The 15,942-nt window shown below is 68.5% G+C and carries 12 protein-coding genes; 6 read left to right on the top strand and 6 right to left on the bottom strand.

Features of this window, described 5'->3' with window-relative positions:
• The first annotated feature begins 101 nt into the window (after window positions 1-101).
• The 6 genes from recG to ubiA all read left to right on the top strand — a co-directional run bounded on the left by recG (window position 102) and on the right by ubiA (window position 8,334).
• A complete protein-coding gene (gene recG / locus DIE17_RS08210) occupies window positions 102-2,459 on the top strand; it encodes an ATP-dependent DNA helicase RecG (RefSeq protein WP_124487973.1) in 2,358 nt (785 codons plus the stop codon).
• 137 nt (window positions 2,460-2,596) lie between these two features.
• The gene (locus DIE17_RS08205) at window positions 2,597-3,556 is read left to right on the top strand and encodes a hydrogen peroxide-inducible genes activator (protein WP_044844025.1); all 960 of its coding nucleotides are present in this window, start codon (window positions 2,597-2,599) and stop codon (window positions 3,554-3,556) included.
• 552 nt (window positions 3,557-4,108) lie between these two features.
• Entirely contained in the window at window positions 4,109-6,295 is a 2,187-nt protein-coding gene (gene katG, locus DIE17_RS08200; protein WP_124487972.1) for a catalase/peroxidase HPI, read from the top strand.
• Between the two features lie 104 nt (window positions 6,296-6,399).
• Window positions 6,400-6,555, top strand: coding sequence for a hypothetical protein (locus tag DIE17_RS37325; protein ID WP_185500316.1), 156 nt, complete (start codon window positions 6,400-6,402; stop codon window positions 6,553-6,555).
• Between the two features lie 120 nt (window positions 6,556-6,675).
• Window positions 6,676-7,164, top strand: a complete 489-nt coding sequence (gene dpsA / locus DIE17_RS08195) for a non-specific DNA-binding protein DpsA (protein ID WP_044844027.1) — start codon at window positions 6,676-6,678, stop codon at window positions 7,162-7,164.
• 297 nt (window positions 7,165-7,461) lie between these two features.
• Window positions 7,462-8,334 (top strand): 4-hydroxybenzoate octaprenyltransferase, encoded by an 873-nt coding sequence (ubiA, locus tag DIE17_RS08190; protein WP_124487971.1) that lies wholly within the window; start codon window positions 7,462-7,464, stop codon window positions 8,332-8,334.
• A gap of 102 nt (window positions 8,335-8,436) precedes the next feature.
• On the opposite strand, the gene proC is transcribed toward ubiA, so the two are convergent.
• The 6 genes from proC to DIE17_RS08160 all read right to left on the bottom strand — a co-directional run bounded on the left by proC (window position 8,437) and on the right by DIE17_RS08160 (window position 15,861).
• Window positions 8,437-9,249: a pyrroline-5-carboxylate reductase gene (gene proC, locus DIE17_RS08185; RefSeq protein WP_124487970.1), complete on the bottom strand. Its 813-nt coding sequence runs from the start codon at window positions 9,247-9,249 to the stop codon at window positions 8,437-8,439.
• Window positions 9,250-9,299: 50 nt separating this feature from the next.
• Window positions 9,300-9,998: a YggS family pyridoxal phosphate-dependent enzyme gene (locus tag DIE17_RS08180; RefSeq protein WP_124487969.1), complete on the bottom strand. Its 699-nt coding sequence runs from the start codon at window positions 9,996-9,998 to the stop codon at window positions 9,300-9,302.
• A gap of 136 nt (window positions 9,999-10,134) precedes the next feature.
• A complete protein-coding gene (glcF, locus tag DIE17_RS08175) occupies window positions 10,135-11,361 on the bottom strand; it encodes a glycolate oxidase subunit GlcF (RefSeq protein WP_044844030.1) in 1,227 nt (408 codons plus the stop codon).
• Between the two features lie 290 nt (window positions 11,362-11,651).
• Window positions 11,652-12,740 carry a glycolate oxidase subunit GlcE gene (glcE, locus tag DIE17_RS08170; RefSeq protein WP_124487968.1) on the bottom strand — a complete coding sequence of 363 codons (1,089 nt, stop codon included), beginning with the start codon at window positions 12,738-12,740 and terminating at the stop codon, window positions 11,652-11,654.
• Between the two features lie 180 nt (window positions 12,741-12,920).
• Entirely contained in the window at window positions 12,921-14,414 is a 1,494-nt protein-coding gene (locus tag DIE17_RS08165; protein ID WP_044844032.1) for an FAD-linked oxidase C-terminal domain-containing protein, read from the bottom strand.
• Window positions 14,415-14,451: 37 nt separating this feature from the next.
• Window positions 14,452-15,861 (bottom strand): FAD-binding oxidoreductase, encoded by a 1,410-nt coding sequence (locus DIE17_RS08160; protein ID WP_124487967.1) that lies wholly within the window; start codon window positions 15,859-15,861, stop codon window positions 14,452-14,454.
• Window positions 15,862-15,942 lie beyond the last annotated feature (81 nt).

The raw sequence follows: 15,942 nt of genomic DNA, 5'->3' as shown, positions 1-15,942 counted from the left end.
AGCCGCTATGATGGCGGGATGCGCGGCCTGGCCGGCGTCGTTCGTTCGGACGACGTGAAAGCCGCTATTGTACTTGCCTTGCGAAGCACCCAGACGATCCGATGCCTGTGTCACCACGCCGTTCCACCGCCGCCGTTGCCGATTCCGCCGATCCGTTCGACGCGGACGATGCCGCGTTGCCCGCGCGCAGCGCGGGGGAGCACGAGTCACCGCGCGGTATCGCGCCGCGGCGCACGGGCCCGAAGCGCGGTGCCGACGGGCGGCTCGCGCAGCCGGCCGCTGCCGCACCCGACGCCGAACCGGGCGCGGGAGGCGACGAAGCGGGTGCAGCGGGTGCGGCGGGTGCAGCGGGACCATCCGGTGCGAAACGCAAGAAGAAGCCGGCCGCCGACAAACCCGTGAAGACCGTCGACAAGCTCGCGAAGCTCGGCCTCACGCGCTCGATCGATCTCGTGCTGCATCTGCCGATGCGCTACGAGGACGAAACCACGCTCACGCCGATCGGCGAACTGCTGCCGGGCGGCATCGCGCAGACCGAAGGCGTCGTGTTCGACAACGAGGTCGCGTACCGGCCGCGTCGGCAGCTCGTCGTGAAGATCCAGGACGACGACGGCGAGCAGCTCGTGCTGCGCTTCCTCAATTTCTACGGCTCGCAGGTCAAGCAGATGGCCGTCGGCCAGCGGCTGCGCGTGCGCGGCGACGTCCGCGGCGGCTTCTTCGGGATGGAGATGGTGCATCCGGCCGTGCGCGTCGTCGAGGCCGATGCGCCGCTGCCGCAGGTGCTCACGCCCGTCTATCCGAGCACGGCCGGCGTGTCGCAGGCGTATCTGCGCAAGGCGATCGAGAACGCGGTCGAGCGCACGCCGCTGCCCGAGCTGCTGCCGCCCGAGATCGAGCGCGACTACCTGAAGCCGCTCGGCGTGCCGACGCTCGCGCAGGCCGTGCGCATCCTGCACCACCCGGCCGTCGATTCCGACGAAGCCGCGCTGATGGACGGCTCGCATCCGGCGTGGACCCGCATCAAGTTCGAGGAGCTGCTCGCGCAGCAACTGTCGCTCAAGCGCGCGCACGAGGAGCGCCGCACGCGCGCGGCGCCCGCGATGCCGCGTCGCGCCGCGACCGATGCCGATGCGCTGACCACACGCCTTTACGCGGCGCTGCCGTTCACGCTGACGGGCGCGCAGTCGCGCGTCGTCGACGAGATCGCGCACGACCTCACGCTCGCGCACCCGATGCAGCGGCTGCTGCAGGGCGACGTCGGCAGCGGCAAGACGGTCGTCGCGGCGCTGGCGGCCGCGCAGGCGATCGACGCCGGCTACCAGGCCGCGCTGATGGCGCCGACCGAAATCCTCGCGGAACAGCACGCGCGCAAGCTGCGCGCGTGGCTCGAACCGCTCGGCGTCACGGTCGCATGGCTCGCGGGCAGCCTGAAGGCGAAGGAGAAGCGCGCGGCGATCGAGGCCGCGGCGCTCGGCACCGCGCAGCTCGTGATCGGCACGCACGCGATCATCCAGGACACCGTCGAATTCGCGCGGCTCGGCCTCGTGATCGTCGACGAGCAGCACCGCTTCGGCGTCGAGCAGCGTCTCGCGCTGCGCGCGAAGGCCGCGAACGCGGCCAACGGCGCGCGCGATTTCCAGCCGCACCAGCTGATGATGTCGGCCACGCCGATCCCGCGCACGCTCGCGATGACGTATTACGCGGACCTCGAGGTGTCGACGATCGACGAGCTGCCGCCGGGCCGCACGCCGGTGCTGACGCGCCTCGTCGGCGACGCGCGGCGCGAGGAGGTGATCGCCCGCGTGCGCGAGGCCGCGCTGACCGGCCGCCAGGTGTACTGGGTGTGTCCGCTGATCGAGGAGAGCGAGACGCTGCAGCTGCAGACGGCCGTCGAAACCTATGAAACGCTGGCCGCGGCACTGCCCGAGCTGAAGGTCGGGCTCGTGCACGGGCGGCTGTCGCCGGCCGACAAGGCGGCCGTGATGGAGGCCTTCACGCGCAACGACGTGCAGCTGCTCGTCGCGACGACCGTGATCGAAGTCGGCGTCGACGTGCCGAATGCCTCGCTGATGGTGATCGAGCACGCGGAGCGCTTCGGCCTCGCGCAGCTGCACCAGCTGCGCGGCCGCGTCGGGCGCGGCACCGCGGCGTCGGTGTGCGTGCTGCTGTACACGGGCCCGCTGTCGCTGACCGGCCGCGAGCGGCTGAAGACGATGCGCGAGACGACCGACGGCTTCGAGATCGCGCGGCGCGACCTCGAGATCCGCGGCCCCGGCGAATTCCTCGGCGCGCGCCAGTCCGGCGCGGCGATGCTGCGCTTCGCGAACCTCGAGACCGACGGCTGGCTGATCGATCCGGCCCGCGACGCGGCGGCGCGGCTGATCGCCGCGTATCCCGACGTGGTCACGCAGCATCTCGCCCGCTGGCTCGGCGCGCGCGAGCAATATCTGAAGGCCTGATTCGCGCATTCAGGGTCGGATTTAAAACCGCCATTCAGCGCTGATTCGGCGCGTTGCGATACAGAGAAACTTGGCGAACCGGTGCCAACGGGTGTATAAATTAAACCTATCGCCTGTATATCCCTGATTGACCCACAATGACCCTGACTGAATTGAAATACATCGTCGCGGTCGCGCGCGAACGGCACTTCGGTCGCGCGGCCGAAGCGTGCTTCGTGAGCCAGCCGACGCTGTCGGTGGCGATCAAGAAGCTCGAAGACGAGCTCAACGTGCAGATTTTCGAGCGCGGCGCGAGCGAAGTGAGCGTGACCCCGATCGGCGACCAGATCGTCACGCAGGCGCAGCGCGTGCTCGAGCAGACCTTCGCGATCAAGGAGATCGCGAAGCAGGGCAAGGACCCGCTCGTCGGCCCGTTCCGGCTCGGCGTGATCTACACGATCGGGCCGTACCTGCTGCCGACGCTCGTCAAGCAGATGATCCAGCGCGTGCCGCAGATGCCGCTGATGCTGCAGGAAAACTACACGCTGAAGCTGCTCGAACTGCTGAAGCAGGGCGAGATCGACGCCGCGATCATGGCGCTGCCGTTCCCCGAAACCGGCCTGATGGTGCGGCCGCTGTACGACGAGCCGTTCGTCGTCGCGCTGCCGGCTGGCCATCCGTGGGAGAAGCGCGAGGAAATCGACGCCGAGGACCTGAAGCAGGAAACCATGCTGCTGCTCGGCAACGGCCATTGCTTCCGCGATCACGTGCTCGGCGTGTGCCCGGAGCTGATGCGCTTCTCGCAGACGGCCGACGGCATCCAGAAGACCTTCGAGGGCTCATCGCTCGAAACGATTCGCCATATGGTCGCGAGCGGCGTCGGCATCACGGTGCTGCCGCGGATGTCGGTCGCCGAGGTCGGCCCGCGCGCGAACGGCCCCGACGCCGAGTTGCTGTCGTACGTGCCGTTCAACGAACCGGTGCCGGACCGCCGCGTCGTGCTGGTATGGCGCAAGAGCTTCACGCGGATGCCCGCGATCGACGCGATCAGCGAGGCGATCGCCGCATGCGAGCTGCCGGGCGTCGCGAAGCTCGACATGCCGGCGACGATGAACTGAGTGAACTGATCAGGGAGCAGTGCTCCCGAGGCAGGCGGATGAACGGGGTCTGGCGACCCCGTTTATTTTTGCCTATCGAATAGATGAAATTTATTAAATTCAAATTATCGATAGACGTAATTAGAATCATTCCCATGGATTGCGTCGGATCGGCGGTTCGATTCGCACGTTGAATGCAAGCGTCAAAGGAGGATGTCATGATGCGGTCGGTACTGCAGCACGCGCAGCGGAACATCCCGTCGCGCGACGAGGTCGTCAATCGTGCGAGGGCCGCGGCCCGGAGCCTGTGCCCGATTGCGTTCGCGTACCTGGCGGACCGTACGTATGGCGGATGAGTGCCGTTGCATGCCGGTTCGGTGTTCCCCGACTCACCGCCGTTCAGCCATGAGGGAGCGTTGCATGTCCGAAGTCCCGCAACCCGCATCGAAGGCCACGCGGCCTGACACCCCGTAGTACGACAGGATCAACCTGTTCCGTTTCATCCCCCCGCAATGCTCCATGAACCGCGCCCGGCAAGTGGGGGCTTACGAGTCAAGCAAAGGAGAAAAAAGCATGTCGACCGAATCGAAGTGTCCGTTCAACCATACGGCGGCCGGCGGCACGTCGAACAGGGACTGGTGGCCGAACCAGCTCAATCTCAACATCCTGCACCGGCACTCGGCGCTGTCCGATCCGATGGACAAGGATTTCGACTACGCGGAAGCGTTCAAGAAGCTCGACCTCGCGGCGGTGAAGCGCGATCTGCAGGCGCTGATGACCACGTCGCAGGACTGGTGGCCGGCCGACTTCGGCCACTACGGCGGCCTGTTCATCCGGATGGCCTGGCACAGCGCCGGCACGTACCGGACCGCCGACGGCCGCGGCGGCGCGGGCGGCGGGCAACAGCGCTTCGCCCCGCTGAACAGCTGGCCGGACAACGGCAACCTCGACAAGGCGCGCCGGCTGTTGTGGCCGATCAAGCAGAAGTACGGCCGCAACATCTCGTGGGCCGACCTGCTGATCCTGACCGGCAACGTCGCGCTCGAATCGATGGGCTTCAAGACCTTCGGCTTCGCGGGCGGCCGCGTCGACACATGGGAACCGGACGACGTCTACTGGGGTTCGGAAAAGATCTGGCTGGAACTGAGCGGCGGCCCGAACAGCCGCTACTCGGGCGACCGTGATCTCGAGAACCCGCTCGCGGCCGTGCAGATGGGCCTCATCTACGTGAATCCGGAAGGCCCGGACGGCAACCCCGACCCGGTCGCGGCGGCCCGCGACATCCGCGAGACGTTCGCGCGGATGGCGATGAACGACGAAGAGACGGTCGCGCTGATCGCCGGCGGCCACACGTTCGGCAAGACGCACGGCGCCGGCCCCGCCACGAACGTCGGCCCCGAGCCGGAAGCGGCGGGCATCGAGCAGCAGGGCCTCGGCTGGAAGAGCACGTACGCATCGGGCAAGGGCCGCGACGCGATCACGAGCGGCCTCGAAGTCACGTGGACGTCGACGCCGACGAAGTGGAGCAACGACTTCTTCAAGCACCTGTTCGGCTATGAATGGGAACTGACGAAGAGCCCGGCCGGCGCGCACCAGTGGGTTGCGAAGGGCGCCGACGAGGTGATTCCCGATGCGTTCGATCCGGCGAAGAAGCATCGCCCGACGATGCTGACGACCGACCTGTCGCTGCGTTTCGACCCGGCCTACGAGAAGATCTCGCGCCGCTTCTACGAGAACCCGGCCGAGTTCGCCGACGCGTTCGCGCGCGCCTGGTTCAAGCTCACGCACCGCGACATGGGTCCGCGTGCGCGCTATCTGGGCCCGGAAGTGCCGGCCGAGCAACTGCTGTGGCAAGACCCGATCCCGGCCGTCGACCACCCACTGATCGACGCCGCCGACGTCGCGGCGCTGAAGGCGAAGGTGCTCGCGTCGGGGCTGTCGGTCGCGCAGCTCGTGTCGACCGCGTGGGCGTCGGCTTCCACGTTCCGCGGTTCGGACAAGCGCGGCGGCGCGAACGGCGCGCGCATCCGCCTCGCCCCGCAGAAGGACTGGGAAGTGAACCAGCCGGCGGCACTTGCCGCGGTGCTCGAAACGCTCGAAGGCGTGCAGAAGGCGTTCAACGATGCGCAGACGGGCGGCAAGAAGGTGTCGCTCGCCGACCTGATCGTGCTCGCCGGTGCAGCCGGCGTCGAGCAGGCCGCGAAGAACGCGGGTGTCGCGGTGACGGTGCCGTTCGCACCGGGCCGGATGGACGCGTCGCAAGAGCAGACCGACATCGAGGCGATGGCCGTGCTCGAGCCGGTTGCGGACGGTTTCCGCAACTACCTGAAGCACGCGTACAAGACGCCGGCCGAGGCGCTGCTGGTCGACAAGGCCCAGCTGCTGACGCTGAGCGGGCCGGAGCTGACGGTGCTCGTCGGCGGCCTGCGGGTGCTCGGCGCGAACGTCGGTGACGCAAAGCACGGCGTGTTCACCGATCGTCCGGGCGCGCTGACCAACGACTTCTTCGTGAACCTGCTCGACATGGGCACGGAGTGGAAGCCGGTGTCGGCCGCGAACGACGTGTTCGAAGGGCGCGACCGGGCGACGGGCCAGGTCAAGTGGACCGGCACGCGCGTCGACCTGATCTTCGGTTCGCACTCGCAGCTGCGGGCGCTGGCCGAGGTGTACGGCAGCGCCGACGCGCACGAGAAGTTCGTGCGCGATTTCGTCGCGGCCTGGAACAAGGTGATGAACCTCGACCGCTTCGACCTCGCGTGAAAGTCGCGATGCGCTGACGCAGTCACGCTGTAACGTGAAACGGCCGGTCGCACGACCGGCCGTTTTTTCTTCCGATTCAAGGTCTTGTCGAAGGAGTGACGACCATGACGCAAATGATGCTGAACATGCGCGCCGCGTTCACGCCGGCCGAGCTGGCGCGCCGTATCGTCGGTTTCGCGATCGTCATCGGCGGTGCGGCCGAGCTGGTCGCGCAGGCGCTGCACGCGCTCGCACCGCTCGTGTCGAGCGCCGGCGGCTGAGCGCAGCGAATCGCGCGCCGCGCTAGACTGGCACGTCGCGAACGGATGCCGCACGGCGCGGCATGCGGATTGCTCGACGCGTTTTCGCCGGTTCAACATTTCGAATGAGGAGTCCCGAAGATGGCCAGGAAAGGCAACGCCACGCAGATCAACATCGGCATCAGCGACAAGGACCGCAAGAAGATCGCGGACGGCCTGTCGCGTCTGCTCGCCGATACGTTTTCGCTGTACCTGAAGACCCACAACTTCCACTGGAACGTCACCGGGCCGATGTTCAACACGCTGCATCTGATGTTCGAAGAGCAGTACAACGAACTGTGGCTCGCGGTCGACCTGGTCGCCGAGCGCATTCGCACGCTCGGCGTCGTCGCGCCGGGCACGTTCGCGGATTTCGCGAAGCTGTCGTCGGTGCCGGAAGCGAACGGCGTGCCGGCGGCCGAAGAGATGATCCGCCAGCTCGTCGAAGGGCACGAGACGGTCGTGCGCACCGCGCGCGAAATCTTCCCGATCGCCGATGCGGCGAGCGACGAGCCGACCGCCGACCTGCTGACGCAGCGCCTGCAGACGCATGAAAAGACTGCGTGGATGCTGCGGTCGCTGCTTGCCTGAATCCGGGGTGACCGGCCGTGCGTCGTGCGGCCGGTGTCAGCGGGTGATCGGCAACCGGGCGGTGTCCCGAAGTCGAAGCGGGGTCGGATTGCCTGCATCGGCATCGAATGTCGGCAGGGCGGGCTGCGCACCGCCCATGCATCTGTCCCCTGATCGACGTATGCGGCTGCTCGGCCGCGTGCAGCGGGCCCGGGCAGCCTGCGCGCGCGCCGCCGCACCCGGCTGCGGGCCGTCCCGACATGACGCGAACCGCCGCTCGGCTCTAAAATGCCGGGATTCTCTTCCCGGTGGTTCGCCATGCTCGCCCGCTTTCCCCTGTACCTGCGGCTCGTCCGGATGGACAAGCCGATCGGCAGCCTGCTGCTGCTCTGGCCGACGCTCAACGCACTGTGGATCGCGTCGGACGGTCATCCGCGCTGGCCGCTGCTGGTGATCTTCGCGCTCGGCACGTTGCTGATGCGCTCGGCCGGCTGCGCGATGAACGACTATGCCGACCGCGATTTCGACCGTCACGTGAAGCGCACGGCCGACCGGCCGCTGACGTCGGGCAAGATCCGCGCATGGGAAGCCGTCGCGATCGCGGTGGTGCTGTCGTTCATCGCGTTCCTGCTGATCCTGCCGCTCAACACGCTGACGAAGGAGCTGTCGGTCGTCGCGCTGTTCGTCGCCGGCTCGTACCCGTTCATGAAGCGTTTCTTCGCGATTCCGCAGGCGTATCTCGGCATCGCGTTCGGCTTTGGCATCCCGATGGCGTTCGCGGCCGTGCAGGACACGGTGCCGATGCTCGCGTGGGTGATGCTGGTGGCGAACATCTTCTGGTCGGTCGCGTACGACACCGAATACGCGATGGTCGACCGCGACGACGACATCAAGATCGGCATTCGCACGTCCGCGCTGACGTTCGGCCGCTTCGACGTCGCGGCCGTGATGGCGTGCTATGCGGTGACGCTCGGCATCTATGTGTGGATCGGCGTGACGCTCGGCTTCGGTCTCGCGTACTGGGCCGGCTGGGCTGCGGCGGTCGGCTGCGCGCTGTATCACTACACGCTGATCAAGGATCGCGAGCGGATGCCGTGCTTCGCGGCGTTCCGGCACAACAACTGGCTCGGCGGCGTGCTGTTCGCGGGGATCGCCGTGCATTACCTGCTGGCGGGGCCGGCTGCCAACTGAAGCGGTACGGGCACCTCGCCGGTGCGCGATGCCAACAAAAAAGCGGCCGTGGCCGCTTTTTTTGTTGGCGCGGCCGGGCAAGCCCGGCCGACGACGCGGCGCTTACGCGCGACCGAGCTCGTCGCCCATTTCCTTCGCGCGTGCCTCGGCCGCGAGCGCGCCGCGCACGATCGCTTCCTTCACGCCTTGCGCGTCGAACGACGCGAGCGCGGCGGCCGTCGTGCCGCCCTTCGACGTCACGCGCTCGCGCAGCACGCTCGCCGGTTCGCCCGACTGAGCGGCGAGTTGCGCGGCGCCCGCGAACGTCGCGACCGCGAGCGCGCGGCCCTGTTCGTCGTTCATGCCGAGGCGGCGCGCGGCTTCCTGCAGCGCTTCGATGAAATAGAACACGTACGCCGGGCCGCTGCCCGAGATCGCCGTGACCGCGTCGAGCTGCGCTTCATCGTCGAACCAGACGATCTCGCCGACCGCCCCGAGCACGTTCGACGCGAGCTCGCGACCGGCCGCGTCGACGCCCGGCAGCGCGGCGAGGCCCGTCACGCCCATGCCGACCAGCGCCGGCGTGTTCGGCATCGTGCGCACGACGCGTGCGTAGTCGCCGAGCCAGCGGGCGAGGTCGGTGCCGCGGATGCCGGCCGCGATGCTGATCACGAGCTGCGACTTCAGGTGCGGCGCGAGCGCCTGCGCGACGTCCTTCAGCACCTGCGGTTTCACCGCGAGCACGATCGCGTCGTAGTCCGCGAGCGTCGCGTCGACGGCCGCGCCGGTGCGGATGCCGAACTGCTGCGCGGTGCGCGCGCGGGCGTCTTCGTTGACGTCGATGGCATACAGGCCGTCAGCGGCGACGCCGCGCTTGATCAGGCCGCCGATCAGGGCCGCGGCCATGTTGCCGCCGCCGATGAATGCGATTTTCATGGTGTCGAATTGAGCAAGTGAGTGAACGGGAAGGCGGAAAAGGGCGGCGCTCAGTGCGAATATTCGCGGGCGCCGAAGATCGCGGTGCCGACGCGCACGATGGTCGCGCCTTCGAGCACCGCGGCCTCGAGATCGGCGGACATGCCCATCGACAACGTGTCGAGCGGCAGGCCGTCGGCGCGCAATGCGTCGTACAGCGCGCGCAGCGCGCGATGCGGCACGCGTTGCGCATCGATATCGCCGGCCGGCTCGGGAATCGCCATCAGGCCGCGCAGGCGCAGCGCCGGCAGCGCGGCGACCGCGCGCGCGACGTCGGCCACGTCGGCCGGCGCGACACCGCTCTTCGACGCCTCGCCGCTGATGTTCACCTGCACGCATACGTTGAGCGGCGGCAGGTGCGCGGGGCGCTGTTCGGCGAGGCGCTGCGCGATCTTCAGCCGGTCGACCGAATGGACCCAGTCGAACCGTTCGGCGACCGGGCGCGTCTTGTTCGATTGCAGCGGCCCGATGAAATGCCATTCGAGCGCGGCGCGCAGATCCGCGAGCGCGTCGATCTTGTCGATCGATTCCTGCACGTAGTTCTCGCCGAACGCGCGTTGGCCGGCCGCATGCGCGGCGCGCACGTCGTCGGCGGGAAACGTCTTCGACACGGCGAGCAGCGAGACGGTGGCGGGATCGCGGCCGGCCGCGCGGGCGGCGTCGGCGATGCGGCGGTGAACGGAATCGAGACGGACGGCGAAATCGGACATGACGGGCACGGAAGCAGGCACGGGAAGCGAGTACGGCGGCGAATGGCGACGAATGCGGCAGCGGGTGCGGCACGGCACGCGCCGCATCGGTTCGCCCATTATACGGACGGGGCGCCGGCGGGGCCGGCCATCCGCGTCAGCCGTACAGCAGATGTTCGACGAGCTGGATCCAGTGCGCGACCGGAATCTGCGTGCCGCTTTGCAGGTGCGCGATGCAGCCGACGTTGCCGGACACGATCATCTGCGGCTCGAGTGCCTGCAGCTTCAGCAGCTTCTGCTTGCGCAGCCGGTACGACAGCGACGGCTGCGTCAGCGAATAGGTGCCGGCCGAGCCGCAGCACAGATGGCTGTCGGCCGGCAGCCGGACGTCGATGCCGAGCGTCTCGAGCAGGCGCTCGACCTTGCCGCGCGACTGCTGGCCGTGCTGCAGCGTGCACGGCGGGTGGTACGCGACGGTATGGATCGCGCGGCGCCGCGCGAGCGTCGCGATCTCGGCCTCGAACGCGAGCAGCACGTCGGAGATGTCGCGCGTCAGCGCGACGATGCGCTGCGCCTTCTCCGCATAGGCCGGATCGTCGCGCAGCAGGTGCGCGTATTCGAGCACCGTCGCGCCGCAGCCCGTTGCGTTCATCACGATCGCTTCGGCGCCTTGCTCGACGTACGGCCACCACGCGTCGATGTTGCGGCGCGCGTCGTCGAGCGCCTCGTCGTGATAGTTCAGGTGCAGGCGGATCGCGCCGCAGCAGCCCGCGTCGGGCGCGACGATCGTCTCGACCCCGAGCGCGTCGAGCACGCGCGCGGTCGCGATGTTGATGTTCGGCAGCATCGACGGCTGCACGCAGCCGGCGAGCATCAGCATCTTGCGCGAATGGGGGCGCTGCGGCCATTCGAGCAGCCGCGTGCGCGGCGGCACCTTGTCGCGCAGCCGTTTCGGCAAGAGCGGCCGCATGTGCTGGCCGAGCCGCATGAGCGGCGAGAACAGCGCCGCGTTCGGCACGAGGCTGGCGAGCACGCGGCGCACGAGCCGTTGCTGCACGGGGCGCTGCACTTGCGCCTCGACGTGCTTGCGGCCGATTTCGACGAGCCGGCCGTACTGGACACCCGACGGGCAGGTCGTCTCGCAGCTGCGGCAGGTGAGGCAGCGGTCGAGGTGCTGCTGCGTGCTGCGCGTGACGGGCGCGCCTTCGACCATCTGCTTGATCAGGTAGATGCGGCCGCGCGGGCCGTCGAGTTCGTCGCCGAGCAGCTGATAGGTCGGGCACGTCGCGGTGCAGAAGCCGCAATGCACGCACTTGCGCAGGATCGCGTCGGCCTCGTCGCCGTCGGGCGTATTGCGGATGAAATCGGCGAGGTTCGTTTGCATCGATCTTAGGGTCTGTTTATATATGGAACGCGCATGCGTTGCCACGAGAACGGCCGCTCGCGAGGCGCGTGACGCCGCGAATACTGGCGTATTCGCAAGGAGCGCAACGCGGCGAGCGGCCGTTCTCGTGGCAACCCCTAATCAAAAGATTCATTCCACGGGAATGCCCGAAATCGCCCGTATGGCGGCGTCGCTCGTCGCTTGTTTGGCTCGGCCAAACGGCGCTCCTCACTTCTTGCCCTACGCGCGATTTCGGGCATTCGCATGTGCGTTCCATATATAAACAGACCCTAAAGATCAGGGTAAAGCCGGCCGCGATTGAAGATGCGCGCGGGATCGAACGCAGCCTTCAGCCCGCGGTGAATCTTCATCAGCGGCGCGGGCAGCGGCGTGAACACGCCCGCGCTGCGGTCGTACGACTCGCCCGCGCGGAACAGCGTCGCATGGCCGCCGGCCTGCTTTGCGCTCATGCGCACCGTCTGCGCGTCGGCGTCGGTGATCCACCAGCGCTGCGCGCCGCCCCATTCCATCAGCTGGGTGCCGGGCAGGTGCATCGGTTCGGTGATCGACGGCAGCGCGAGCCGCCACAGCGCATAGCCGGGCGGGATGCCGTTGAAGAACGGGTCGGTGTGCTCGCGCACGCCGGCCCAGAAGCGCTCGGCCTCGACCGCGTCGACGACTTCGCCGCCGAGCAGCGTCTTCGCCGATTTCACGGCCGCCTCGGCGCCCGACAGCCGCAGCACGAGCGTGCCGTTGCGCCACGCGCTCGCGCTGACGGGCAGCGGATGGCCGCCCCATTCGTTGAGCTTGCGCACCGCGTCGGTCGCGGTCATCTCGAACTTCAGCGTGACTTCGGCGACGGGCACCGGCAGCACCTTGATCGACAGCTCGAGCATCAGCCCGAGCGTGCCGAGCGAGCCGGCCATCAGCCGCGACACGTCGTAGCCGGCGACGTTCTTCACGACCTGCCCGCCGAAGCGCAGCGCTTCGCCGCGGCCGTTCATCAGCGTGACGCCGAGCACGAAATCGCGCGGCGCGCCGCAGGTCGCGCGGCGCGGCCCCGCGAGGCCCGCCGCGACGCAGCCGCCGACGGTGGCCGCGCGGCCGAAGTGAGGCGGCTCGAACGGCAGCATCTGGCCGCACTCGGCGAGGACGGCTTCAAGCTGCGCGAGCGGCGTGCCCGCGCGGACCGTGACGACGAGTTCGGCCGGGTCGTACGACACGACGCCCTGAAACGCACGCGTGTCGAGTATTTCGCCGTCCAGCGTCTGGCCGTACCAGTCCTTGGTGCCGCCGCCGCGAATCCGCAGCGGCCGGCCGTCGGCACTGGCGGCACGGATGCGCTCGGCCCATCCGGCGACGATGTCGTCCTCTTCCATGTTGTATTGCTGCCTCGTTGTTGTCCGGTCGATTGTACCGGGGTGGCGCGAATCCACATCGCGACTATCCCTAAGCCACGCATGACGAATGCATGCGGGCGTCGCCGCGCGCACGGCCGGCGCGGGCAGGGCGGCACATCGCGGCCCGCGCGGCGGCACGGGCCGCGCACCGCGCGGCGCTCAGAAACGCGGCAGGTCGGGGTGCGGCAGCAGCCCTCCGCGCACGTGCTGGCGGCCGTATTCGGCGCAGCGCGCGCGGGTCGGGATGCCCTTGTCGGGATTGAGCAGCCCGGCCGGATCGAACGCGCGCTTGACCGCGAAGAACGCATCGCGCTCCTGCGGCGAGAACTGCACGCACATCGAATTCAGCTTTTCGATGCCGACGCCGTGCTCGCCCGTCACGCTGCCGCCGAATTCCACGCAGCATTCGAGTATTTCCGCGCCGAACTGCTCGGCGCGGTGCAGCTCGTCCGGATCGTTCGCGTTGTAGAGAATCAGCGGATGCATGTTGCCGTCGCCGGCATGGAACACGTTGATGCAGCGCAGCCCGTAGCGTGTCTCGAGCTGCTCGATGCGGGCGAGCAGCGGGCCGATCGCACGGCGCGGCACGGTGCCGTCCATGCAGTAATAGTCGGCGGAAATGCGCCCGGCGGCCGGGAACGCGTTCTTGCGGCCGGACCAGAAGCGCAGCCGCTCGCTTTCGTTGCGGGACACCTGGATGCGCGTCGCGCCATGCTCGCGCAGCACGGCCGTCATGCGGACGATTTCCTCCGCGACTTCTTCGGGCGTGCCGTCCGATTCGCACAGCAGGATCGCCTTCGCGTCGAGGTCGTAGCCCGCGTGCGTGAATGCCTCGACGGCCTGGGTGGCCGGCTTGTCCATCATTTCCAGCCCCGCCGGGATGATGCCCGACGCGATGATCGCGGCGACAGCCTCTCCGCCCTTCACGACATCGTCGAAGCTCGCCATGACGAGCTGTGCGGTCTGCGGTTTCGGGATCAGCTTCACCGTGATTTCGGTGACGATCGCGAACATCCCTTCGCTGCCGATCATCACCGCGAGCAGGTCGAGGCCCGGCGCGTCGAGACCGAGCGAGCCGAATTCGACGACCTCGCCGTCGATCGTGACCGCGCGCACGCGCATCACGTTGTGCACCGTCAGCCCGTATTTCAGGCAATGGACGCCGCCGGAATTTTCGGCGACGTTGCCGCCGATCGTGCAGGCGATCTGCGACGAAGGATCGGGGGCGTAGTACAGCCCGTAAGGCGCGGCGGCTTCCGAAATCGCGAGGTTGCGCACGCCGGGCTGCACGGTGGCCGTGCGCGCGTACGGATCGACCTCGACGATGCGCGTGAAGCGCGCGAGCGACAGCACGACGCCGTTCGCGATCGGCAGCGCGCCGCCGGACAGGCTCGTGCCGGCGCCGCGCGGCACGATCGGCACTTCCATGCGGCGGCAGATCTGCACGATCCGCTGCACCTGCGATTCGGTTTCGGGTAGCGCGACCGCGAGCGGCAGCCGGCGGTACGCCGACAGGCCGTCGCATTCGTACGGCGCGGTGTCTTCGTCGCGGAACAGCAGGCAATGCGTCGGCAGCACGGCCATCAGCGCCTGCACGACTTCGCGCTGGCGCTGCGCGCGGGTCGCGCTCGACAGTTCGACGGAAGCGTTCATTGGGTCTCCAGCCGGGGCGCGGCGGCGCGCCGCCGTGTCAGCACGTGAAGATCTTGCCGGGATTCATCAGGTTGCGCGGATCGAGCGCCAGCTTGATCGCGCGCATCGCATCGATCGCGTTGTCGCCGTGCTCCTTCGGCAGGAAGCGCATCTTGTGCAGCCCGACGCCGTGTTCGCCGGTGCAGGTGCCGCCGAGGCGCAGCGCGCGCTCGACGATCCGGTCGTTGATGCGTTCGGCTTCGTCGATTTCCTCGGGCCTGTCGGGATCGATCAGGATCGCGACGTGGAAATTGCCGTCGCCGACGTGGCCGACGATCGGGCAGGGCAGCGACGATGCGCGCAGGTCGATCTCGGTTTCCTCGACGCACGCGGCGAGCTGCGAGATCGGCACGCACACGTCGGTCGTCACCGCGCGGCAGCCGGGCTTCAGCTGCAGCATCGCGAAGTACGCGTTGTGGCGCGCGGCCCAGAGCCGCGTGCGGTCCTCGGGGCGGGTCGCCCATTCGAAGCCCTGGCCGTTGTTCTGGCCCGCGAGCGCCTGCACGAGCTCGGCCTGTTCCTTCACGCCGGCCTCGGTGCCGTGGAATTCGAAGAACAGCGTCGGCGCTTCGGCGAGCGTCAGGTTCGAATGGCGGTTGATCGAGCGCACCGCGAGCGCGTCGACGAATTCGACGCGCGCGATCGGCACGCCGATCTGGATCGTTTCGATCACCGTGCGCACCGCGTCGCCCATCGACGGGAACGTGCAGATCGCGGCCGACACGGCTTCGGGCAGCGGATGCAGGCGCAGCGTGATCTCGGTGATCACGCCGAGCGTGCCTTCGGAGCCGACGAACAGGCGCGTGAGGTCGTAGCCGGCGGACGACTTGCGCGCGCGCGAGCCCGTCTTCACGACGCGGCCGTCGGCGAGCACGGCGGTCAGGCCGAGCACGTTCTCGCGCATGGTTCCGTAGCGCACGGCGTTGGTGCCCGATGCGCGGGTCGCGGTCATCCCGCCGATGCTGGCGTCGGCGCCCGGATCGATCGGGAAGAACAGGCCGGTGTCGCGCAGCGCTTCGTTGAGCGCCTTGCGCGTGATGCCCGGTTCGACCGTGACCGTCAGGTCTTCCGCGTTGATCGACAGCACACGGTTCATTTCCGACAGGTCGAGCGAGACGCCGCCGCGCACCGCGAGCAGATGGCCTTCGAGCGACGAGCCGGCGCCGTACGGGATCAGCGGCACGCTGTAGAGCGCGCACAGCGACACGACTTGGCGGACTTCATCGGCGTTGCGGGCGAACACGACGGCGTCGGGCAGTTGCGGATCGAACGGCGATTCGTCGCGGCCGTGATGGGCGCGGACGGCGTCGGCGGTCGACACGCGCTCGCCGAAGGCGGCGCGCAGCGCATCGAGCATGGCGGGGGGCAGCGGGCGGCGCGTGGTGGCCGGCGGGGCAGGGTGATTCACGAATGTCTCCTGACGACTGCTTGTCAAACCTTCGGCCCATTCTACGCTGGAACGCCCGCTGCGCCCGCCGCCGCGGGCTGC

Source organism: Burkholderia sp. Bp9099, assembly GCF_003857805.1.
Lineage (GTDB): Bacteria > Pseudomonadota > Gammaproteobacteria > Burkholderiales > Burkholderiaceae > Burkholderia.
Note: the sequence above shows the minus strand (reverse complement) of the source record. Positions and strands in the feature narration are given on the sequence as shown.